Here is a 22,698-nt window from a genome sequence, read left to right on the forward strand (position 1 = left end):
AATCTATTGTGTACACTAGATAAATTAGTGTGTGTATATAGTTGTTACGATAAGGTGCCAGGCACTTCTATCCCAGCCTCTCAATGGTCTAAATCACTGAACACCAGCAGCTATTTTAATGCTTTTTTGGTGATAAGGATCAATTCTTCCATCTTTATGCCGAGTAGAGTTTTTGAAATGAACATCAAAGTGCCCTGTTATTCCGTTGTTTTTAATATATTCCACATCATGCGGATAAAAAGTCATGCTAGCAGCAAGCTTTCTTTTATCTACCTCAACAAGGACAGGACGAGTTGTCCAGCTAAATCCTCCCCAAATACTCTTTGCAATGGCTGTATCTGTTTTGCTAATGGTTTCACAATCAGCGTGATTTGCTCCAATTGTTCGTCTAATGTTGAAGCTTTTTCCGGTTTGGAGATCTGTAATTGTAACAGTCTTACCTATTGGGAAAACATATTGAGCTTCTGTCCACCAATCTAAATACTCTCCATGACGTTCACTGACTGTTTTTTGCACGGCAATTTGATGGACTGGAACGGTAAGCTTTTGTCCTATTGAAAGGGTACTAGATGTAGATAGTCCGTTCACTTTTAACAGTTCTCTTTGTGGGATTTCATATTTCACACTAAGATCCCAAATAGTATCTCCTGATTTTACAAGATGTGTTGTATAGGTCAAAGTATTCTTTGATAGGCTTTGCTCAGTTTCCTTTGAAGGTGAAATTGGGCTTTCAATGGTTAAGGCTTGACCAACGACAATGAAAGGAGTCACCATATTATTTACCTGCATGATCTTCTCAGTTGTTGTGTTGTAGTTCTTTGCGATTTCCGATAGTGTATCCCCACTTTTAACAGTGTAGGTCTGTAGAGTAGGAATAGCTTTTAAGCGAAGTTCTTGATTTAAATAGATGGTATCGCTTTGTAAGCTGTTTATTTCTTTTAAGGATTCAACATTGAGACCGTATCTTTTGGCAATGCCTGACAATGTATCACCGACTGTCACCTTGTAGACATCAGGAATTCCATCTTTTTTAGTAGGCTCCTGGATAGATGGTGATGCACTAGGGATGGTGAGGACTTGGCCTACATAGATCCTATCGGAGGATAGTTCATTACTGTTCTTTATGGCATCAACAGATTGACCGAATTTTTTAGCAATAACAGATAAACTATCGCCACTTTTAACTTGATAGGAAAGTGAGTCATCAGGCTTCTGTATTTCGGACGTTTCGGGTTCTAACGTAGACATGTTTAATCTTTGTCCTATATGAATAAGATCTGATGATAATCGATTTATCTTTTTGAGTGATTCTACAGAAGTATTGAATTTCTTAGCAATAACGGATAAACTGTCCCCTGGCTGAACCGTATAATAAGCGGTTTTGACAGATTGATTTTGTTCATCTATTGCTCCTGGTTTGGTCGTAATCGGAATGAGCAAGGTTTGCTGTAAATAAATTGTGTCTGTAGATAGCTCATTTATATGTTTTAACTTCACAGCTGTCGTCTGATAGTTTTTAGCAATGCCTGATAATGTATCCCCAGATTTCACGGTATAATGAATGAGAGGAATATGTATCCTTTGTCCAACATATAGTAAATCAGTTGTGAATTTGTTATATTGTTTTAATTCATGTGTAGAAATACGATATTTTTTTGCAATCATACTAAGGGAATCTCCACTTTTTACTGTATAGGGTATGGGTTGAGTTTCTGTTTGACTTAATGAGGCTGCTTTTACAGTCGTTTTAGATTGTAAAGCTCCAGTAAAGGAAAACATACAGACAAAGATCCCGCCTACGACGACTTTGATAGCATTGATTTTAAGATCTGGAAACCGACGAATTGCGTATTCTTGAATTTGTTCTTGATGTGATGTCGAAACAGCTGTGCCTAATTCTGTAGCAAATTCTGTATCAAAGTCTGAAAGGTAGAGTGTTAAGGTAACACCTTCTGTTTCTTTCTCAATATGATATTTCGATAAAAAGTTCATAAGATCATACCTCCTTCTCTTAGTATGAAAGAAAGACCTTTTCATTATCCTTACTTTTGCTGTTGATAATTTGTTATAGGTCATTGTGTTGGTATAGAAATAGCTTGTATAATAAAAGAGAGCGCTTTAATAATGGAGTTGATAAAAATGCGATCAACAGTACATACTTTAGGCTTTACAGGTGTTTTGGAAGGGGTCTCCTATCTAGTGTTGCTTTTAATTGCTATGCCACTAAAGTATATGTTTGATTACCCTATGGCTGTCACCGTTGTTGGAGGTATGCACGGATTCTTATTTGTTGCCTATGCCCTAATGGTTGCAATTGTTCTGTTTCAAAAGAGATGGACTTTCTTATGGGCAGTATGGGCAGTATTTTTGGCATTTATTCCCTTTGGTACTTTCTATTTAGACAAGCAATTAAAAACAAAAAGGTAAAAAAGCTGACGTATGTTGGCTTTTTTTTAGTAGGAGATACTTTCGTTTCCTCATTGTCCGACATCTCTCTGGCACATAAGGGTGCTATCTTATAATCAGCAGGTACCTTAAAGGAGATGGTCCGATTTTCCATTCGTTTTGCAATGCTGAAAAAAGGATGGAAACATTTATTTTGAATAGTCCTAGGGGGTATACTAAAATAGAGATATGAGGTAAAAAAGAGGGGGACGTTAGATGAGCTCAGAGTTTAATGATCAAAGCTGTCATGGACAGGGACATACAGAGCAAAGAACAAGTCACCATTCAGATAAAGTAAAGAAGAATTTAATTACTCGCTTAAATCGAATTGAGGGCCAAATACGAGGAATAAAATCTCTTATTGAAAAGGATACGTATTGCGATGATGTTATTACACAAATTTCCGCAACTCAGGCAGCACTTAATGGAGTAGGAAAGCTTCTTTTAGAAGGTCATTTACGTACATGTGTTGTTGAGCGAATCCAAGAGGGCGATGAAGAAATCATTGATGAATTGTTAGTAACGGTTCAAAGATTAATGAAAAAATAGGAGTGATGAAGGTGGAAAATAGTACATTAAAAGTTGAAGGAATGTCCTGTAATCATTGTGTACAAGCAGTTGAGGGAAGCGTAGCAAAGCTAACTGGTGTAGAACGTGTAAAAGTAAACCTAGAGAACGGAACAGTAGACATTGAATTTGATTCTAAGCAGGTTACACTTGAGCAAATAAAGGAAACCATTGACGATCAAGGCTACGAGGTCGTTTAATGAAAAAGAGGTTGGGTTAAAACTCAATCATTCTTTAAAAAGACAAACGATTATCGTATGACACATTGTTACTTATTAATATGTTGTGGTGGAAGAACAAGTACGTTCCATTCCGCTGCCACTTGCTTTCCGCGGGGCAAAAATGAACTGCTTTTTCCTAGGGAGGAAGCTTTAGCCTTATCGGCTACGTCTGTGGGGTCTCACCCTTTCCTCTACCTCCCGCCGGAGTCAAGTGTCTTTTCGCTCCATTACACTAGCGATTACCAATCGTATACATAAATAATAAATGTAGGAACAAAGAATAAAAACCGAACGATATGGGAGACTTTCATTAGAAAATCACCTGATCGTTCGGTTTTCTCATTAACTAAAAACACTTATGTCGCAGCCTCTCTTTGCTCTGCATGCTTAGGAAGCGTTAAAAATTCATTCCTAGTAGGTAAGCGCTTCAAGATCTAGCCACATACCCTTCGCGTTTTACTTCTTATTGTATAAAATTAATCATGTCAACCATCTTATTACATGCTTGAATTTGAGTTAGATTGCATCTTTTCTTGCTCAGCAATGATGTCTTTATCCTCAGCGTTATCACGTGTTACCTTCTGTGTTAAGATTGCACCCACAGCAACTAAAATCATCACAGCAATATAGTAGCCTTTTTCATTTAATTCAAGACTTGTTTCATTATAAAGTCCAATACAAAATAGAGCTACACCTGCAAAAAATGTAAAGTACGCAACACCGGTAAATGCTGCGGTATTTCTCCTACGATATTTCTGCATATCATCACCTCATTTGGATTTAAATACCATACAGACTAAATATATCATAAAATAAATTTTGTGAAATATAAAAAATAACAAAGATGTAAAAAAAAGTGTATGTTCATTATGCTACTTGATTTGTTTCCAAATATGTGTAAAATAAAGACTATACTTATACCTAATTATTCGAGGTAGGTGATTTGATGTTTGATCGAGAATTAATAAAGGGGAGTACATCCTTAATATTGCTTCAACTTTTAGATGAAAAAGATATGTATGGCTATGAGCTCGTTAAAGAAATGGAAAAGAGAAGTGGCCATTCTCTTGAAGTAAAGGAAGGAACACTTTATCCTGCACTTCATAAGCTTGAAAATAAAGGCTATGTAGAAACATATTGGCAAGAGCAACCGAAAGGACCAGCTCGTAAATATTATTCTATTAAAGAAGAAGGAAAAGAAATCTTAAAGGAAAAAACAAGAGAGTGGGGCAAATTTGTTAGAATGATAGACGGAATTATTGGGAGGGAATCGCTGTGAGTCCCAAGGAACAATATTTACGAGATCTTGAGAGAGCCTTGCCTCATTCATTTTCAAAACACGAGATCCTTAAAGAATATGAAGCACATATTGTAGAGAAGCAGGCAGATTACCCAGAACGAACGATAGAAGAAATTCTTGAGGCGATGGGAGATCCGGTGGAAATTGCACAACAGTTTGAAATAGGTCAACCTGCTCAAAAGAGCTTTGTCAGCAAAAATTTTGTTTTTTGTAATTTTATGTTCTTTTTTATAGGGGGCTTACTTACATTTTGCTACCATATGTATGAGGGTTCTTTATTCTCAGAAGCCTGGGGAATTCTTGCTCGCGTTCCGCTAACCATTGTTGTTGTATACACGCTCTTTTGGATGCTTCTAGGATTTGAGATTGGACGTGAATATGGTGCTCTAGGTAAGAAGATTTTTTCAAGAACATTTTTCATGTGCTTACTCCCAAATGTCTTGCTTATGTTCATGACATTGTTTGAATTGATTCCAGTACAATGGTTTCAACCATTTTTAACACCTGCTTTTATCTATATTTGTGTTGTTATGACATTTTTGTTATATCCAATAAGTAAACTGTTCTATTATCTAGGCATGTATCGTTCAGTATAAGGTGGGTTTTAAGTTTATTTCACTTAGAACTCACGTACTTTTATCTAATTTCGACTATATACATAGAATTTCTATGTATATTTCTACACGCACTAATACATAGTAATTCTATGTATAAAAGGAGAGAATGATATGCAATTGACAGCACGAAATAGTATTCTTTGTTTTTCATGTGGAGTATTGTTTCATTATTTTTTTTACAATAAGGGAGTTGGAGTTTCTTATCCTCTTTACGTTTTCTATCTTTATTTGTTGTTTTTCCTAGTAGTAAAAAACAACAAGGAAAAACAAACTATCTTTGATTACCTGATGTTAGGGGCAGTTCTATTCCTTTCAATGAATGTTGCCTTATCTTCTAATTTACATTTTCATGTTCTGAATATTTTATTGGTGCCGCTATTAATGTTTGTTCACATGATCCATTCTAGGAGGTGGGATGTAAAGCAATGGAGTAATCGATTGTTTGTTCACTCTCTTTTCCTAACTTTTTTCGAATCTGTAGGCCAATTCTTTAAATTATTTAAAGTCGTTCAATGGGTAGGGAAAGGCTTCGCTACTAATGAACGTTATCAAACTATAAAGAAAGTGGGAATTGGCTTTCTCATTTCAGTTCCACTACTTTGGGCTGTTCTCTTTTTACTTATATCATCAGATCAACAGTTTGAACTTTTACTTGGGCGAATACCAGACTATTTATATCAGGCAAATATGGGGAGTATCTTCTTTCAGATTGTACTTGTCCTGTTTGTGTCATTCGCTATATATGCTTTCTTTATTGTTTTAGCTAGACCACTTGTGTTTAGTGGAGAACAGAAACAGTCTATTCCTATAAAAATGGATAAAATTATTATTAGCACGATCCTTTTATTAGTGAACATTGTGTATTTATTGTACACAGTTGTACAATTTACCTACTTCTTTAACAGTGACCCTGCTAGTGCGTCACTTAACTTTACGTATGCTGAATATGCAAGACGTGGCTTCACTGAGTTAACCTTTGTAGCAGTGATTAACCTAGGTATCCTCTTTGTCGTAACACATTTAGGGAATGCGGAAACCCCTACTTTACCAAGGATAATTAAGATTTTGTTAAGCTCTCTTGTTCTATTTACCTTTGTTATGTTGGCTTCAGGTTTTTTTCGATTATCTTTATATGAGCAAGCGTATGGATATACCTATTCTCGTGTTCTTGCCCATAGCTTTATGATTTTACTAGGTATGCTTCTATGTATAGCTATGTATAAGGTGTTTAATGAGAGATGTAAACTTTTAAGAGCTATGTTCGCTGTGTCCTTAATTGGGTATGTGGTGATAAATTATGTCAATATTGATCAGTTTATTGTAAAGAAAAACCTGGAGCGGTATGAGGCAACGGGAAAACTAGATTTTGACTACCTAGACTCCCTTTCGGATGATGCAATTCCCTTATTAGTTGAACTACAACATGATCGAATGGATGACATGTTGATTGTAAAATATTACGAGAGGCAAAATGACGCTACAACTTGGCAGTCTTACAATGTTTCAAGGGAACGAGCAAAATCTAAGCTAAAAGAGTGGAGAGAGGAAAGAGGAAGTTAAAAAGGTTTATTTAAGAAGGTAAAGTAACGAGGCTGGGACAAAACAAAGAGCCAGGCACCCTCGAATACAATCTATTGTGTACACTAGATAAATCAGTGCGTACATATAGTCGTTACGATAAGGTGCCAGGCACTTCTGTCCAAGCCTCGTTGTTAGTCACTATTTTTGAGGTTTTTTTGCTAGTAAGGATGCAATGACCGCAGCAATCGGTAAAATTAAGGTGATCAGTAAAATCTCAGTATATCCATGGAAAAGATCAAATGCTACACCAAATGGTAAAGGACCGAATGCAGAACCAATCACCATCATTGTCATAGCAATACCCTTAATACTTCCAATGTGCTGTCTACCGAAATAGGTCGGCCAAACAATGGAGAGAGTAATTCTTTCCACTCCTCCGGTTATTCCCCAAACAACCCCAAATAGTATCGCCATTAACAAAGTATCTGTAAAAAGCATAATTACGATCATAATCATTTCACCGATAAAGATGAGTGCGAGCAATATGTTGACCTTTACTCGTTCTAAAATGAATCCAGAAATAAAGGTGATGGGAAACCCGAGAATGGCCATTAAGCTTAAAATCATGGCCGCAATAGCGGGTGACATTCCACCCTCACCAAGAATGGATACTAGATGAAAGGTCAGTCCTGTATTGACTAATGCAGGAATAGCAACAATGAATAGGAGTAACCAAAATGTACTTGTTTTTCTGGCCTCCTGTAACGTCCAATTTTCCTCAAGAACTTCTTCAGGCTGATTCATTCCTTCTTGTTGAGGAGTGATTTTTGTATCATCAGGTAATAAACCTATATCCTCTGGTTTATTTCGAATAAAAAGAAAAGCAAGTGGTAAAAAAATTAGCAATAGCAATATGCCCCAAACCACCCATGTTGTTTGCCAATTATAATGAGTAATTAACCAAGCATTGATGATTGGTAGTGCCGCAGAACTGACAAAACCACCAATTGCCATAAAGCTAAAGGCACGCCCACGATATTTAATAAACCACTGGGGCACAAGCGTATTGGGTAAAAGTGACATGGATCCCTGACCGAATAAACGAATAAGAAAAAAACCAATAAATAGCATGATTACATTTGAAACAAAGCTATTCCAAAAGCATGCAAATGCAAGCATACCACCAATTACAATGGCCATTTTCCTTTGTCCGTACTTATCAATCATACGTCCAACAAGAAATAAGAGTAAGCCAGCTAGTAAGGTAGCTGTAGAATAAATCGAAGAAACCATTGATCGGCTCCAACCAAATTCTTTTATGTATTCATCAATAAATAATGATATGGAATAGGTTTGACCAGGTCCAGAAAAAAAGACGGCAAGGGCTGATAGTAGGACAATGACCCATCCGTAGAAAAAAGAAGTATTCACCGGAGCCTTTTTCGATGAAAATCTTTGTTGTAGAAAAGACATAAACATTCCCCTTTCGATGCACATTGTAAATTATAACAGTTTTAGTGCGATAATATGTTAATAGAGTTGGAAAAAAGTAGATGGAAGGATATCGTTATTGATAAAATAATAGAAGGAAGATAATAAGGGGGAGCATATAATGAATACAAAGGATATTGAAGAATTAGACATAGCGTATATTTCATCCTTTGCTACTAAAATAGATACAAGCTGGGGATATTTGTTTTTCAACGAGGACCAGCCTGATTACTATGATGCGAATCATGCGAATATATCTACCTATACTGGTCACTATGAAGAAATTATTGAAGAAGTTGTTACGTTTTATCAGTCGAAAAAACTTATTCCGAGATTTTACCTCAGTCATTATGAGGAGCATCAGGATTTCGTAGATGCCTTAAAACAAAGAGGCTTTGGTTTTGAAGAATTTGCTAGCCCTGTTCAGCTTTGGACAAAGAAGGTATATGTTAAGCAGGATCCCCTCGTTTCCATTGAAAAAGTGACAAAGGAAAATAAACAGGTAGCGATTGATATAGAGTGTGAAATTCCTGAGCTAGGAGGATCTATTAGAAAAAAGGCTTTTGAACAAGAGTTCCAGCATTCGGGATATACGCATTATTTATTGAAATATAACAATATTCCTTGCTCTACGGCTTGTGTATTTGAACATGAACGAGATGCACGATTAGAAAGCGTTGCGACGTTAAAGGATTTCCGAGGAAAAGGGTTAATAGGACAGCTTATTCATTCTATTCAGCAGGAGGTTGAACAGAAGGATATAGAGCGGTTATGGGTTATGCCTATTAACGAAAAAGTGGAAAAGGTCTATATGAAATCTGGCTTTGAAACGATCTTAACCATGATGGGTGGCCACGCATTCTTTGGTGGAAAGAGCTTAGAAGATGTTAGAAAAGGCTTGTGATTGACAACAAACTAGAGATGAACTATGATAAGGGTAACAAATTTTAGGAGATGTGTTTTGTGAGGGTTACTGTTCTTAACTAATCGAAGTTAATACTTCAACTGCAGATCGTAATGTGAAAAATCTTTACCTTGTAAAGGTTTATTTACCTATTCCTTCTGTAGTGAGTTAAGAACAATACGGTGATTCTACACAAATGTAATCTCTTGCATAGTGACCGAACCTATCCGTGCTTGTTTAAGCACGGTTTTTTTATACCATTCAAAGGGATAAGGTAGGCTTGAATGAGTTAGGTCAGTATGTCGTTTATACGAGAGGTTTAAAGGTGATGAGCAGCCATGTTCATCACCTTTTTAATTTGTAAGGCACTGTTAATCTTGATTGTTAGCACATTGTGGTTTGAAGTGGAGCAACAACCAGATTTAACAGATTCATTGGGTCAAAGCCTATGATAAATACTCTCTCGTTCCTATTAACTATAATGGAGGAAAAAACGTTGAACCAAAAAGCAATGACTAGTCTGGAATTTAATAAGATCTTATCACTACTTAGTGAGTACGCAATGAGTGAAGGAGCGAAGCAAAGGGCATTAGAATTAAGACCAATATCAGATGAACAAAAAATAAAAAGGTGGCTGAATGAAACAACAGAGGCAAGTAAAATCGTCGAACGATCATCAAGTATTCCGGTTCATTCCCTTCATGGGGTTGAGCAAATCGTTAACCTAATAGATAAGGGATATATTCCGACTCCAGATCAGTTTGAATTTTTACATGCCTTTTTAGACAGTGTGAAAAAAATAAAAAAATTCATGATAAAACAGGAATACCATGCTCCAACGATTAGTTCCTATGCTTATTCACTATATGAACTAGAGGAATTATCAAATGAGATTATCCGTTGTGTTCGCAATAACCAATTAGATGACTATGCAAGTCGGTTATTAGCTAAAACAAGAAGTAAAATAAGTACCATTGAGGAAAAGCTTAAAGCAAAATTAGCTCAAATCTTGAAGAAAACAGCGAGTTACTTACAAGAGGGAGTAATAACGGTTAGAAACGGGCGATATACCGTTTCTGTCAAACATGAATACAAACGAAAATTTCCTGGTACGATTATTGATCAATCAGCAAGTGGTCAAACCGTGTATATGGAACCGAATGAGCTCCAAAGGCTTCAAGATGAGCTTGCTTATTTGAAAATAGAAGAAGAGCTTGAAGTTCAACGTATTCTCGGTGAATTAACAGAATTAACATCAACATTTAAGCATGAACTACTCATCAATATAGATGGAATGGTTTCATATGATTTCATCTTTGCTAAAGCAAAGCTTAGTCATTCAATGAAGGCAAATGAAGTCATCATTCATAAGAAAGGTGGATTCTCTTTTAAAGATGCCAGGCACCCTCTTTTAGGGGAAGCTGCAGTTCCTTTAACGATGACATTAGGGAAAGATTATGATGCCTTAATTATTACTGGACCCAATACAGGTGGAAAAACGGTGACTATTAAGACTGTCGGACTATTAGTGATGATGGTTCAATCAGGATTACATGTTCCTGCAAGCCCTGAAAGTGAATGTAGTATTGTAAAAAATGTGTTTGTCGATATCGGTGATCAGCAAAGTATTGAACATTCACTAAGTACATTTTCATCACATATAACAAATGTCATTGGGATTTTGGAGCAAGCTCAAAGAGATACCTTGGTGATTCTTGATGAGATTGGATCAGGAACGGATCCGAGAGAGGGTATGGGATTGGCGGTCTCTATTCTTGAGCAGCTTTATCAATCTGGTGCGTATTTGTTAGCCACAACACATTATAGTGAAATTAAAGACTTTGCCGAAATGGCACCAGGCTTTGAAAATGGATCAATGGATTTTGATCTTGAGTCATTGCAGCCACTGTATAAGCTTCTTATAGGAGAAGGAGGCGAGAGTCAAGCCTTTTCTATAGCGAAGCGACTTGGGATGCCAGAACACATAATAAATAGAGCCAAAGAGATTTCTTATCAACAGCCTGAAGGAAAACAGCGAATTACACCAAAGATAAAAGAAAAAAGAGAACGAGTAAATGAGGAAAAAACAGTTAATGGTATGCCACAAATTATGTATAGACCAGGTGATGCTGTTTGGATTCCTCATATGCAAACAAAAGGAATTGTTCAGCAACGTGCAAATGAAGTGGGAGAGATCGTACTTATTGTAAGGGGTGAGAGAGTAAAACTGAATCATAAACGTGTTAAAACCTTTATTGAAGCAAAAGAATTATATCCAGAGGAATATGACCTTGATCAGATTTTTGAAGAAAAAGATGTTCGTAAGAAAAAGAAAATCATGAACCGAAAATATGTAGAAGGAATGAGAATTGAGTATAAAGAAGACGATAATATATGATAAACGAAAAAAAAGATCGGCAAACAAAGGAGACGTTTGCCGATCTTTTTTCAAAGATATCTGTAGACAATATGATGAGTGGAGAAGCATCAAGCTGCTAGAAAAAAAAAGTTTGTGAAAAACTTCACAAAAAAGTATTGAACTTTTTAGATAAGGGGATTATAATAAAGTCATCAAGTTGTTGTGAAATACTTCACAAACTATTATGTGAAATGTTTCACATAATAAAATTCTAGGAGGAACATATATGATGAAAATTGCTGTGATTGGAAGTACTCATGCTGGAACTGCTGCTATTACAAATATGGCAAAGCAATATCCAGATGCAACGATAAATGTTTATGAGAAGAATGATAACGTGTCTTTTTTATCTTGTGGAATTGCCTTGCACGTAGGTGGAATTGTAAAAGATCCAAATGGCTTATTCTATAGTTCTCCTGACGAATTAATGAAGCTTGGAGTAAATATGTTCATGCAGCATGAGGTAACAAATATTGATGTTGAAAGCAAAACATTGGTAGCGAAAAATCTGATTAATAATGAAATTGTAGAAGATACGTTTGATAAATTGGTGTTAACAACGGGATCTTGGCCTGTCATCCCTCCAATTGAAGGAATTTTAATGAAAAATGTATTATTATGTAAAAACTTTCATCATGCAAATACAATTATAGATAAAGCAAAAACGGCTGAAAGAATTGTCGTAGTTGGTGCGGGGTATATTGGGATTGAATTAGTTGAAGCCTTCGAAATGAGTGGGAAGGACGTAACGTTAATAGATGGTGAAGAGCGAATCTTAAGTAAGTATTTAGATGAATCTTTTACGGATGTTTTAGAGGAAGATTTTAAAAATCGAGGAGTTAAGCTAGCATTAGGTGAATCTGTTACAAGGTTTAAAGGTGTAGAAAACAAAGTAACTGCTGTAGAAACATCAAAAGGATTATATGAAGCAGACCTTGTTATCTTATGTATTGGATTCAAGCCGAATACCGATCTTGTTAAAGGTCAGATTGACATGCTCGAAAATGGAGCAATTAAGGTCGATGACTATATGAGAACAAGTAACAAAGATGTTTTTGCGGCTGGTGATAGCTGTGCGATTCGTTATAATCCTACAGGTGAGCATGCTTATATTCCACTAGCAACAAATGCCGTAAGAATGGGGACACTTGTAGCAAAAAACCTATTAAAGCCAACAATACGTTATATGGGAACTCAAGGTACTTCAGGTATTAAAATCTATGACCAAAACATCGCTACGACAGGATTAACTGAAACGACGGCATTACGTATGGGTATGAATGTGAAAAGTATCACAATATATGAGCATGATCGACCAGAGTTCATGCCAACTTATGAGGATATTCAACTTAAGGTTGTTTACGAGGAAGACACAAAACGGATTGTGGGAGCACAGGTAATGTCTAAGGTCGATGTTACACAATCAATTAATACGCTCTCAGTTTGTATCCAAAATAATATGACAACAGAAGAACTTGGGTTTGTTGATTTCTTCTTCCAACCACATTATAACAAGCCGTGGAACTTTTTAAACCAAGCTGGATTACAAGCGATGTCTTAAGGTGTAAGCTGGCTGTTGTAAAAACAGGTAGTATGAAAAAATGAAAATACTTGGAAAAGATAGAAACACCTCCAGCGTGAATTCATTTTGAATTCACGCTTTTTATTGAGATTATAACAAGTTGAAAAAGTAACCAAAAATTAAAGTGGAGAGAGTTCGTTCGGTAAATAAGGTGCCTATCAACAAAAAGTATATCGCTTTCTAAAATCCAAAAAAAGCCATACAATAGAAAGGTAGTTTATTTTTCGGAGGTGTGTGAATTGGATTATCGAATTGAAAAAGATACAATGGGAGAAATTCAAGTACCAGCTGATAAGTATTGGGGAGCACAAACTCAACGAAGTAAGCAGAACTTTAAAATTGGTCATGAAAAAATGCCAGTAGAAGTAATCAATGGATTTGCCATTTTAAAGAGAAGTGCAGCATTAGTTAATGAGGCACTTGGCAAATTACATAAGAATAAAGCCGAGGCAATTGTGAAAGCTTGTGATGACATCATTGGAGGAAAGTTAGCGGATCATTTTCCTTTAGTTGTTTGGCAAACAGGAAGTGGAACGCAAAGTAACATGAATGTAAATGAAGTTGTAGCAAGACGTGCCAATGAATGGCTTAAAGAGCAGAATCTTGAAGTAACGATTCACCCTAATGACGATGTAAATATGAGTCAAAGCTCAAATGATACATTTCCTACAGCTATGCATATTGCAGGAGTCATAGCACTGCATTCGAAGCTGTTTCCAGCAATTGATAAACTTGCTGATACACTCGATCAAAAAGTAGAACAATTTAAAGATATAGTAAAAATTGGTCGTACACATCTACAGGATGCAACGCCGTTAACATTAGGGCAAGAAATTAGCGGCTGGTCTCACATGCTTCATCAAACGAAGAAGATGCTTACTGAATCGGCTACCTATATGCATCATCTGGCGATAGGTGGGACTGCAGTGGGAACAGGTATTAATGCTCACCCGGAGTTTGGAGATAGAGTGGCGAAAGAAATTAGTCGCTTTACAAAAATAGAATTTATCTCGTCACAAAATAAATTTCATGCTTTAACGAGTCATGATGAAACGGTCTATGTCCATGGAGCTTTAAAAGCATTAGCGGCAAATACGATGAAGATTGCGAATGATGTCCGTTGGTTAGCAAGTGGTCCTCGCTGTGGGATTGGGGAAATCACCATTCCAGAAAATGAACCAGGTAGCTCAATCATGCCTGGTAAGGTGAACCCTACTCAAAGTGAAGCCTTAACGATGGTAGCAGCACAAGTAATGGGAAATGATGCAACAATTGGGTTTGCTGCTAGCCAAGGGAATTTCGAACTGAATGTATTTAAACCTGTGATTATTTATAATTTCCTTCAATCTGTCCAGCTGTTGTCTGACGCAATGGTTTCCTTTAATGATCATTGTGCTGTAGGAATTGAAGCAAATCTTCCTGTCATTGAAGGGTATGTAAAGGACTCGCTTATGCTCGTAACCGCATTAAACCCTCATATTGGGTATGAAAATGCTGCGAAAATTGCAAAGTTAGCACATAAGGAGGGTCTCACGCTTAAGCAAGCGGCTGTTTTGCTTAAATTACTTACTGAAGAGCAATTTGATGAATATGTGAAACCAGAAACAATGACATATCCTAAATAAGCAAAGGCTCTTCCTTAAGATTTGTTGCTATATCATCATCATTCACACGTAATCCTGAGGTAAGTAAGATAGAAAAGAGCTGCTCTACTTATATAGAAAAGTTTGAGTGAAAAAGGTCTGGTTCGTCATATAGACGCTATCAGACCTTTTTCATTCATCGTCTAATCCCTACTTCGGAATGTCAATATAAAAAGCAGCACCGTTGTTTTCATTGATGGCACGTACTTTTGCTTCATGCAAATCTGCTATTCGTTTCACAATATTCAAGCCTAACCCAAATTCTCCATTATTTCCTTTTTGGAATGGTTCGAACAATTTATCTAAAACACTCTCATCGATTGTTGGACCGTCATTCCAGATGCGCAAAACCCAGTAATGATTGTAGTCAGTTAGTGAGAGAGTAATATATTGTTTACTATAGCGGAGAGCATTTTCTACTAAATTTTCGATCAGTTTTTCCCATTGCTCAGAATCTCCTATAATTGTTGCTTCCTGAATAGTAAGCTCCCACTCCAGCTGAGGGCGGGCCCATTTAATTCTCTCTACTTCATCCATAAGAAGTTGATCTAATTGAAAGGGTGATTTTATAGGTTTTCGTGTTGAAAGAAAATCCAGCTTTGTTAAGTAGAGTAAATCTTTGATTTTTTTCTCCAGCTTCTCCGATTCCTCCTGAATAACTTCCATTGTATGAGGTAAATCTCCTTTTGGGAAAATACCATCTTGAACAGACTGAGCATATCCTCTAATGACCATGACAGGGGTTTTTAAGTCATGTGAAATATTTTGTAGCAAGGTTTGCTGTGCTTCATCTTTACGAACGAGCTGCTTGCGCATCGTTTCAATGGTTTGCCCAAGCTTGCCTATCTCGTCTTTGCGATCAACTTCAACAGGCTCATGCCAAGCTTGTTCAGAAATATTTGTAACATGTTTTTCTAATTGAACGAGGGGCTTGGACAAATAACGAGCGAGCCAGATAGAAGGAATCCAACTGAATAAAAAGACAATAAGCATCACGATCATTAGCTGTCGAAATAATGTGAAAACAAGATCGTTTCGATAAGAATCCCATGAGTACGATAATAAAAAGCTTGGCTCACCATTTACAATAATTTTTCGGATAACATAAAAGAGCGTTTGATTTTGTAAATTCTTTTCATACCGTTCAACAGAGTTTTCTTGATTTGCGGCTAATAATTGAGTTTGTGTAATAAAATCCTTAGGAAGTTCCTCGGAATAAAGGTAATAGCGACTTTGGATAGGAACAACTAAATGATCAACAGATCGGTCCTTTTGGTTTTCATTTTTTAAGGCACTTGGGTTACCATATTCAGTTAGAACAAGTTGTTCATTTTCAATTGTTTTATAAATTTCATTTGTGAAAAAACTACGTAACGTAGTAGGAAATAGGAAAAGAAGTAATAAAGAGATGACGAGTAAAATTCCAGAGAACACGAGCCAAATTTGAAAGGCTAATGGTTTATTTTTCATCCCTTTAACATCCTATAGCCAAATCCGTAGATGGTCTCAAGCTTTAGTTCTGGCATTTTTTTTCGGAGCCTTCGAACAAGATCATCGACTACTCGATCTGTACCAAAATAATCATCTCCCCATAGATTTGCTAAAATTTGTTCTCTTGAAAATGCCTGACCCTGATTATGCAGAAACAGCTGTAAGAGATCGAATTCTTTAGACGTAAGATTTACTTCTTCTCCCTCTAAATAGACGAGCCGTACCTGTTCATCAATGGTATAAGGGGGAAGGATTGTTATTGCTTGCTTCTCATGTTCTCCGTAAGTTCGAGATAAAAGCTTTTGTGCACGTATGATTAATTCTCTTGGTAGAAAAGGCTTCGAAATATAATCATCGCTCCCAAGCTCTAATCCTAGTACGCGATCAATATCGGCATCACGTGCAGAAATAAAGATAACTGGAACCTCAGGAGTTTTAGCTTTGATTTCTCGGATGAGCTGATAGCCGTCAACATCAGGCAGCATAATGTCTAAAATCCATATATGAGGGGGCTCGTTCATTAGGTTCCTTGCTTCTGCACCAGTCATACTAGAGGTAACCGTCCAGCCCTCGTTTTTTAAGTACATGGTTAATAATTCATTTAAATTCTTCTCATCCTCTACTAAATAAACGCGAAAACTCAAGTGAAACACTTCCTCTCTTCGTATTTATTATACAATGTCCAATTTGTTCCGTTGTTTTTTTTCACAATTTCCCACAATTCTTTCATTTTTCTCCCAAACTCTTTTTGTATTCTTACCTTAAGCAAAAGGCGTTTCTCATCCACTTTGTTGCTATTTTCGATTCATTTCAAAGAATATAGTCATCATTCACACATAATACCCAGTGGAGAATTCTGTACGTGGGACTTTAACAATCTATACAAAAAGCCTAGCAATAAGACAAGGAGTTAAGAGATATGAGAGCACTTCTATTTACGGGTATTTCATTACTATTTATTTTAATTATCATTGGTGGATTTGTCGTTTCACAAGGAGCATAAAACAGAAAACACATCATTTATGACAAGTAGGAGGAATATGAAATGGGTTATTACGATGAAACAGATAGTACAAGAGAAAAAACAAAAGAGCGTAAATCATTGAGACCAATTTTCTCATCTATAATTAGTGGAGTAGTTGGTGGGGCACTAGTCCTTGGCGTAACAACCTATACAAACCAAACCCCTGATCAGGTGAGTGTGACAAATCATGATAAGGCAGTAGAAACGGTGACGCAAAGCCAAAGTTCAAGCTCTGACAATACACCAACACAACCTGTTTCTCTTAGTACTAATTCTATCGCTGATATTGTCGATGCGCTATCACCAGGGATTGTAGGTATCACGAATTTACAAGCTGCTACTAGCAATCCATTTAGCAGGAGCCAAAGTGACAGTCAGAGTGTAGAAGCAGGAACTGGGTCTGGTTTTATCTTTAAAAAAGAAGGGGATATTGAGTACATCTTAACGAATAATCATGTAATTGAAGGAGCACAAAATATTGAAGTGACCTTGCATGATGGGAAAAAGGTTTCCGGTGAACTAGTTGGAGCTGATGCCCTAACAGATATAGCCGTCTTAAAAATAGAAGCGCAGGAGAACACCGTCGTTGCTAATCTTGGAGATTCCTCTTCATTACGTACAGGGGAAGATGTCATTGCAATCGGTAACCCGTTAGGTGAAGAATTCTCACGTACTGTCACTCAGGGAATTGTTAGTGGAATAGACCGCACCATTGATGTAACAACATCAGAAGGAGATTGGGCTCTAAATGTCATTCAAACAGACGCAGCGATTAATCCAGGGAATAGTGGTGGTCCGTTAATTAATATGAACGGAGAAGTGATTGGCATCAATAGTCTGAAAATAAGTCAAAGTGGTGTGGAAGGGTTAGGCTTTGCCATTCCGAGTAACGATGTTCTTCCAATAGCAGAGGAATTAATGCAAAATGGAAAAATTCAACGTCCGTTCATCGGTGTTGGGTTAGTAGAGATGAATGAAGTACCAGCCTATTTCTTACAAGAAAATATGAAGCTTCCAGAAGAAGTAACAGAAGGTGTCATTGTTGGAAATGTGTCTCCTGGCTCACCAGCCGATGAAGCTGGATTAGTCCAACAGGATGTAATAGTAGCATTAGGTGGTCAAAAGGTGACTAGCTCCAATGATTTAAGAAGAATTCTCTACTCAGAGACAAAGATTGGTGATGAGGTGGAAGTCACACTTTATCGTGGTGGAGAAAAAATGACGGTGAATATCACCTTAACAAATCGTGACGCGACAAATGCATAAATAGAACGTTGAACATTGTTACTCTTTATATAGATGAAAGCCGCCAAGTAATAGGATTGGCGGCTTAACTTCAATTATCCTTACCTCCGATTATAATTGCTGCAACTAATCATTTCTTACTATGTGTATTAGCGCTAATAGAATGGTTTTACTTCGCGTAGAACATGAATGAATTTATGTTTTTTGGAGGGCTAATTTTAGCTATAGATCTGTTATATTTTATAGGGGGGCAGTCTTAATGACTGCATTATGTTTAAAACACCATTTAAGCAATTTTGAAGAAAATATAGTAATAGTATGATAGGAGAGAAATATGGAAAAATGGAAACCTATAAATGTTCAAACTCCTCGTGGTACATTTGAGGTTTTTACGCAAGGTAAAGGAGACCCCCTTTGTGTTACTCATTTGTACTCAGAATTTAATGAATCAGGTGATTATTTTGCACAAACATTTGTACATACCCATAAAGTTTACTTAATTAATCTTAGAGAGACTGGAAATTCAGTAAAAGCTACCGAACCATATGAGCTAAGTTTTTTAGAAACAATCTATGATCTGGAAGCCATACGTGTAGCATTAGGGTTTGATAGATGGGGATTTGCAGGTCATTCCACAGGCGGGATGTTAGGAGTCATTTATGGGATTTACTTTTCAACTAGCTTAAAATTCTCTATGATTGTTAGTTCAGCTGCAAGAGAGTATATGACCTTCTCTCCTGACTGCATCTATAATGAAAAACATGGGAATTTTAGAAAAATGCAGGGGTTAATAGAAGAATTAGGACGTTCAGATTTAACAATTGATAGGAGGAAGAAGCTTAGTAAAGAAAGGATAAAACTATCTTTATATGAGCCTGAAAAGTATGATGAACTTTTTTCATTGAACATAGAGAAAAAAATTTCTCCTATTAGATTGCAATATTTTAGCCGAGAGGTACAACTATTTGATGTGACGAAAAAGCTTATCTTCATCTCAAATCCAACGTTAATCATATGTGGAGAATTTGATGTACAGTGCCCCATAACGTATTCAAGAGAGATGAATGAGTTAATACCGAATTCTAAACTCATTGTATTTCATAAGAGTAACCACTATCCTTTTTTGGAAGAGGCGGATCTATTTCAGGAGGAAATAAAAAACTTTTTAAAAGGTAATCTTCAATCTTAGTGACGTAGCATAAATGGCTGCGTCACTTTTCTTTTGTGCAAAAATGTAACAATTTCACTATATTCTAGACAAGTTTTTACATAATATTTACATTATCTTAATATCTGAATGTTAAAATTATCTAATGAATTTTTAAAACACATATTTCTATTGAATTCAGAGAAAACAGAGGTTTAGCCATAAAGACTTGGCGATATGCCTAGTTTTACTTATGTAAAGGGTGAGGTCATGAATGCTATTGAATGCAAGTCGATCATGAGAAGCGTTCCATCTGAACAAGGAGTAGAAACGATATTAGATATAGATACATTTACTGTAAAAAGAGCAGAGCAAGTATGTATGATGGGACCAAGTGGTTCTGGCAAGACTACATTCCTTCATCTATTATCAGGCTTAACAACTCCTTCAAAGGGAACGATTCAGATATTAGGTAAAGATATTTCGGCAATGAGTGAAGGAGATAAGGACCAATTTCGCGGCGAACGTATCGGGATTGTTTTTCAGGACTTTGACCTTTTTCCGTATATGAGTGCACGAGACAATGTACTAGTTCAGCTTTTAGCTACAACGTCTTTAAAAAAAAGAGATGCCGTACATAAGGCAGAGGCTTTATTAGAGAAAGTGGGACTTGAGCATAGAGTTCATCATAAAGTAAGTGTATTGTCTAGAGGACAACAACAACGAGTAGCCATTGCAAGGGCACTGATTCATGATCCAAAGCTGTTATTAATTGATGAACCTACAAGTAACCTTGATGTGAAGACAGGGTTAGAAATTATGAAGATAATTCAAGCAATTTGCACGGAAAATCAATATACGCTTGTTGTTGTAACTCATGATCCTACCATTGCGAATCTATTTAATCGAACAGTTAAAATGGAGGACTTAAATAACATTTATCAAAACACACTTCAAGAGGTTTTAGGGATATGACTATTTTCTCTTTTACATTAAAAAGTTTAAAAGGTCGAAAAACGAGCAGTCTCTTTTTGATTATTTCCATTGCTATTGCTGTCGCGTTAACCTGTTCTGTTTTGTTAATTTCAAGTGGTGTAGAGGATGGAATTAAAAAGCAAGCGGAATCTTATGATTTAATTGTTGGGGCAGAAGGCAGCCCATTACAGTTAACTCTCAATAGCTTAATGTACGTTGATACCCCAACCGGGAATGTGCCCTATGAACTCTATGAATCTCTAGTAAAGGATGACAATGTGTTAAAAGCGATTCCTTTAGCTTTGGGTGACTCATATAAGGGACGTTCTATTGTAGGGACGAATCTGGATTTTTTTGAGCCTTTTCGGGAGGGATTACCAGATCGATTTACACTAAAAGAAGGAGAATGGTTTGCAAAATCCGGTGAAGTTGTTCTTGGAAGTCAACTAGCAAAGGATGCTGACTTACGTATTGGCGATGAATTTCACGGTAACCATGGGGGAGGTACGCATGCTATAGAGCATGAAGATTACTCCTATGAAGTGGTAGGTATTTTAAATAGTACAGGTACTGCTGATGATCAAGCCATCTTTACTCCAATTGAAAGTGTATGGGAAGTCCACGACCATGAAGAAGACGATTCATCTAGTGAAGAACATGAGGATGAAAAGGAAATTACCGCCTTACTTATTAAACCGGAGCAGCTTGGATTGGCACCACTTATTAAAAATGAAATAGAGGCTTTTGCAGACGTACAGGCTGTCTATCCTGTGACAGTGTTAAGACAGCTACTTGACACATTCACTAGTGGAACCGCGATTGCAATGATTCTCGTTGGGATTGCGCTCTTTATGGCGATGCTATTCATTGTGTTTGCAATTCTAAGCTCAGTAAACCAACGAAAAAAAGAGACTGAGATCTTAAAAGCTTTAGGGGTACCTCGGTCAAAAGTGCTGCTTAATCTACTTTTAGAACAGATCATCTTGTCCTTTATTGGAACAAGCATTGGCGGAGTTTTAACAGTTATTACGTATTTCATCGTTAAGGAATATAGTTTTACTACAATGGGATTAATGCTTACGAATGAAGCGATCAATTTTTCATTAATACTTAATCTAGTTTTGTTGTTTTTCCTTTGCCTACTTGTTTCAGTTGGTTCCACTCTCGTAACGAATCGTCAACTGAATAAAAAATTGTAAGCAGGGAATGGGAAGGAGAATTGGGTGAAAAACTTACTTGGAATTGTATTCATTCTAGCTACGTTTATTATTACAGGCTGTCAATCCGATAGTCAAGAAGTGAATGCCGACGGTGTAACAATTGAGGCGAATGAAGGTCAACTAATTGAAATTACCTTTGACCAATTTTTTACGAAGTCTACTACAGGCGAAGGACAAATTACAGAAGAAATGCTTGCTTTAGATGGAAAGAAAGTTGGAATTAAAGGGTATATGACAGAACTCACTCCAATAGATAATCGATTTTTTTATCTTGTTCCAGAGCCGGGGGCTGCATGTCCTTTTTGTTCGGCAGATAATCCAAAATATTTAGAAGCCATTGCAGTTTATACAGAAGATGGTAAGGAAATGCCTTTCACTCAAGAGGGACTGTGGGCGTACGGTATATTAGAGGTTGGGGAAGAAGTTGATGAAGCAACTGGATTAATCAGTCTTTTTCGTTTGAAAGCGGAGTCAGTGGATATTTATCAATCGAGATAAGAAGTGTAGGATACAATGGTGTGCTACTAGTAGACTGTAGGTAAACTCAAGGTAATAGAGTTACTTACAGTCTTTTTTGGACTCTTTCCATAAACACTATTTGGTAGTCATTACAATGAATATAGTTCATCATTCAGAAGTGAAATCCAGGTAAGCAAGAAGAAAAGAGCTACCCTCCCTATATAGAGAGAAAAACCCCGAACGTATGATTTGTCAAAAAAGGCTACATGCTATACATAAACTGCTTTTAAATCCTCAAGGTAGTAATTATTCAGCTCAAATACTTTACGATCTAACTAAGTCCTCGAAGTATATTTTATTTATTAAAATATTCCTAGCTTATTTCTCCGAACTTAAATACTTTAAACTTTATGGAATTGTTTGAAAA

The 22,698-nt window shown here is 36.6% G+C and carries 20 protein-coding genes; 15 read left to right on the plus strand and 5 right to left on the minus strand.

Annotated elements, in window-relative coordinates; all coding sequences use genetic code 11:
• Window positions 1-93 precede the first annotated feature (93 nt).
• The gene (locus tag A9C19_RS21125) at window positions 94-1,992 is read right to left on the minus strand and encodes a LysM peptidoglycan-binding domain-containing protein (RefSeq protein WP_158515045.1); all 1,899 of its coding nucleotides are present in this window, start codon (window positions 1,990-1,992) and stop codon (window positions 94-96) included.
• 147 nt (window positions 1,993-2,139) lie between these two features.
• Here A9C19_RS21125 and A9C19_RS02690 point away from each other — a divergent pair, with 147 nt between their 5' ends.
• The 3 genes from A9C19_RS02690 to copZ all read left to right on the plus strand — a co-directional run bounded on the left by A9C19_RS02690 (window position 2,140) and on the right by copZ (window position 3,212).
• Window positions 2,140-2,427: a DUF3817 domain-containing protein gene (locus A9C19_RS02690; protein WP_072578527.1), complete on the plus strand. Its 288-nt coding sequence runs from the start codon at window positions 2,140-2,142 to the stop codon at window positions 2,425-2,427.
• Between the two features lie 234 nt (window positions 2,428-2,661).
• Window positions 2,662-2,994: a metal-sensitive transcriptional regulator gene (locus A9C19_RS02695; protein WP_072578528.1), complete on the plus strand. Its 333-nt coding sequence runs from the start codon at window positions 2,662-2,664 to the stop codon at window positions 2,992-2,994.
• A gap of 11 nt (window positions 2,995-3,005) precedes the next feature.
• Window positions 3,006-3,212, plus strand: a complete 207-nt coding sequence (copZ, locus tag A9C19_RS02700; RefSeq protein WP_072578529.1) for a copper chaperone CopZ — start codon at window positions 3,006-3,008, stop codon at window positions 3,210-3,212.
• Between the two features lie 518 nt (window positions 3,213-3,730).
• On the opposite strand, the gene A9C19_RS02705 is transcribed toward copZ, so the two are convergent.
• Window positions 3,731-3,994 (minus strand): YiaA/YiaB family inner membrane protein, encoded by a 264-nt coding sequence (locus A9C19_RS02705; protein ID WP_072578530.1) that lies wholly within the window; start codon window positions 3,992-3,994, stop codon window positions 3,731-3,733.
• A 185-nt stretch (window positions 3,995-4,179) separates the two neighbouring features.
• Here A9C19_RS02705 and A9C19_RS02710 point away from each other — a divergent pair, with 185 nt between their 5' ends.
• From A9C19_RS02710 to A9C19_RS02720, 3 genes are all read left to right on the plus strand, one after another.
• Window positions 4,180-4,512 carry a PadR family transcriptional regulator gene (locus A9C19_RS02710; protein ID WP_072578531.1) on the plus strand — a complete coding sequence of 111 codons (333 nt, stop codon included), beginning with the start codon at window positions 4,180-4,182 and terminating at the stop codon, window positions 4,510-4,512.
• Window positions 4,509-5,129 (plus strand): HAAS signaling domain-containing protein, encoded by a 621-nt coding sequence (locus A9C19_RS02715; protein ID WP_072578532.1) that lies wholly within the window; start codon window positions 4,509-4,511, stop codon window positions 5,127-5,129. Before A9C19_RS02710 ends, A9C19_RS02715 begins: the two co-directional genes overlap by 4 nt.
• A gap of 132 nt (window positions 5,130-5,261) precedes the next feature.
• Complete coding sequence (locus A9C19_RS02720) at window positions 5,262-6,710, plus strand: DUF4153 domain-containing protein (RefSeq protein ID WP_072578533.1); 1,449 nt, start codon at window positions 5,262-5,264, stop codon at window positions 6,708-6,710.
• A 159-nt stretch (window positions 6,711-6,869) separates the two neighbouring features.
• On the opposite strand, the gene A9C19_RS02725 is transcribed toward A9C19_RS02720, so the two are convergent.
• A complete protein-coding gene (locus A9C19_RS02725) occupies window positions 6,870-8,144 on the minus strand; it encodes an MFS transporter (protein WP_072578534.1) in 1,275 nt (424 codons plus the stop codon).
• 136 nt (window positions 8,145-8,280) lie between these two features.
• On the opposite strand from A9C19_RS02725, the gene A9C19_RS02730 reads away from it, so the two are divergent.
• From A9C19_RS02730 to fumC, 4 genes are all read left to right on the plus strand, one after another.
• Window positions 8,281-9,066, plus strand: coding sequence for a GNAT family N-acetyltransferase (locus A9C19_RS02730; protein WP_072578535.1), 786 nt, complete (start codon window positions 8,281-8,283; stop codon window positions 9,064-9,066).
• Window positions 9,067-9,562: 496 nt separating this feature from the next.
• Window positions 9,563-11,464: an endonuclease MutS2 gene (locus A9C19_RS02735; protein ID WP_072578536.1), complete on the plus strand. Its 1,902-nt coding sequence runs from the start codon at window positions 9,563-9,565 to the stop codon at window positions 11,462-11,464.
• 250 nt (window positions 11,465-11,714) lie between these two features.
• Window positions 11,715-13,046: an FAD-dependent oxidoreductase gene (locus A9C19_RS02740; RefSeq protein WP_072581710.1), complete on the plus strand. Its 1,332-nt coding sequence runs from the start codon at window positions 11,715-11,717 to the stop codon at window positions 13,044-13,046.
• A gap of 260 nt (window positions 13,047-13,306) precedes the next feature.
• Window positions 13,307-14,692 (plus strand): class II fumarate hydratase, encoded by a 1,386-nt coding sequence (fumC, locus tag A9C19_RS02745; RefSeq protein ID WP_072578537.1) that lies wholly within the window; start codon window positions 13,307-13,309, stop codon window positions 14,690-14,692.
• A 168-nt stretch (window positions 14,693-14,860) separates the two neighbouring features.
• On the opposite strand, the gene A9C19_RS02750 is transcribed toward fumC, so the two are convergent.
• Together A9C19_RS02750 and A9C19_RS02755 are read right to left on the minus strand one after the other, a co-directional pair.
• Window positions 14,861-16,180, minus strand: a complete 1,320-nt coding sequence (locus tag A9C19_RS02750) for a sensor histidine kinase (protein WP_072578538.1) — start codon at window positions 16,178-16,180, stop codon at window positions 14,861-14,863.
• Entirely contained in the window at window positions 16,177-16,845 is a 669-nt protein-coding gene (locus tag A9C19_RS02755) for a response regulator transcription factor (protein ID WP_072578539.1), read from the minus strand. Before A9C19_RS02755 ends, A9C19_RS02750 begins: the two co-directional genes overlap by 4 nt.
• Before the next feature lie 401 nt (window positions 16,846-17,246).
• Between A9C19_RS02755 and A9C19_RS02760 the strand changes: the two genes are divergently transcribed.
• The 5 genes from A9C19_RS02760 (at window position 17,247) to A9C19_RS02780 (ending at window position 22,310) form a co-directional block, all read left to right on the plus strand.
• A complete protein-coding gene (locus tag A9C19_RS02760; RefSeq protein WP_072578540.1) occupies window positions 17,247-18,491 on the plus strand; it encodes a S1C family serine protease in 1,245 nt (414 codons plus the stop codon).
• A gap of 313 nt (window positions 18,492-18,804) precedes the next feature.
• Window positions 18,805-19,659, plus strand: a complete 855-nt coding sequence (locus A9C19_RS02765; RefSeq protein WP_072578541.1) for an alpha/beta fold hydrolase — start codon at window positions 18,805-18,807, stop codon at window positions 19,657-19,659.
• Between the two features lie 228 nt (window positions 19,660-19,887).
• Window positions 19,888-20,592: an ABC transporter ATP-binding protein gene (locus tag A9C19_RS02770; RefSeq protein WP_158515046.1), complete on the plus strand. Its 705-nt coding sequence runs from the start codon at window positions 19,888-19,890 to the stop codon at window positions 20,590-20,592.
• The gene (locus tag A9C19_RS02775) at window positions 20,589-21,791 is read left to right on the plus strand and encodes an ABC transporter permease (RefSeq protein ID WP_072578542.1); all 1,203 of its coding nucleotides are present in this window, start codon (window positions 20,589-20,591) and stop codon (window positions 21,789-21,791) included. Before A9C19_RS02770 ends, A9C19_RS02775 begins: the two co-directional genes overlap by 4 nt.
• A gap of 24 nt (window positions 21,792-21,815) precedes the next feature.
• Window positions 21,816-22,310 carry a hypothetical protein gene (locus A9C19_RS02780; RefSeq protein ID WP_072578543.1) on the plus strand — a complete coding sequence of 165 codons (495 nt, stop codon included), beginning with the start codon at window positions 21,816-21,818 and terminating at the stop codon, window positions 22,308-22,310.
• Window positions 22,311-22,698 lie beyond the last annotated feature (388 nt).

It is taken from the genome of Bacillus weihaiensis (assembly GCF_001889165.1).
In the GTDB taxonomy this organism is placed as follows: domain Bacteria; phylum Bacillota; class Bacilli; order Bacillales; family Bacillaceae; genus Metabacillus; species Metabacillus weihaiensis.

Coding starts and splice junctions, on each gene's coding strand:
- A9C19_RS02725 (WP_072578534.1), bottom strand. CDS start 8,144: ATGTCTTTTCTACAACAAAGATTTTCATCGAAAAAGGCTCCGGTGAAT.
- A9C19_RS02705 (WP_072578530.1), bottom strand. CDS start 3,994: ATGCAGAAATATCGTAGGAGAAATACCGCAGCATTTACCGGTGTTGCG.
- A9C19_RS02695 (WP_072578528.1), top strand. CDS start 2,662: ATGAGCTCAGAGTTTAATGATCAAAGCTGTCATGGACAGGGACATACA.
- A9C19_RS02750 (WP_072578538.1), bottom strand. CDS start 16,180: ATGAAAAATAAACCATTAGCCTTTCAAATTTGGCTCGTGTTCTCTGGA.
- A9C19_RS02710 (WP_072578531.1), top strand. CDS start 4,180: ATGTTTGATCGAGAATTAATAAAGGGGAGTACATCCTTAATATTGCTT.
- A9C19_RS02720 (WP_072578533.1), top strand. CDS start 5,262: ATGCAATTGACAGCACGAAATAGTATTCTTTGTTTTTCATGTGGAGTA.
- A9C19_RS02740 (WP_072581710.1), top strand. CDS start 11,715: ATGAAAATTGCTGTGATTGGAAGTACTCATGCTGGAACTGCTGCTATT.
- A9C19_RS21125 (WP_158515045.1), bottom strand. CDS start 1,992: ATGAACTTTTTATCGAAATATCATATTGAGAAAGAAACAGAAGGTGTT.
- A9C19_RS02775 (WP_072578542.1), top strand. CDS start 20,589: ATGACTATTTTCTCTTTTACATTAAAAAGTTTAAAAGGTCGAAAAACG.
- A9C19_RS02690 (WP_072578527.1), top strand. CDS start 2,140: ATGCGATCAACAGTACATACTTTAGGCTTTACAGGTGTTTTGGAAGGG.
- A9C19_RS02765 (WP_072578541.1), top strand. CDS start 18,805: ATGGAAAAATGGAAACCTATAAATGTTCAAACTCCTCGTGGTACATTT.
- A9C19_RS02760 (WP_072578540.1), top strand. CDS start 17,247: ATGGGTTATTACGATGAAACAGATAGTACAAGAGAAAAAACAAAAGAG.
- A9C19_RS02770 (WP_158515046.1), top strand. CDS start 19,888: ATGAATGCTATTGAATGCAAGTCGATCATGAGAAGCGTTCCATCTGAA.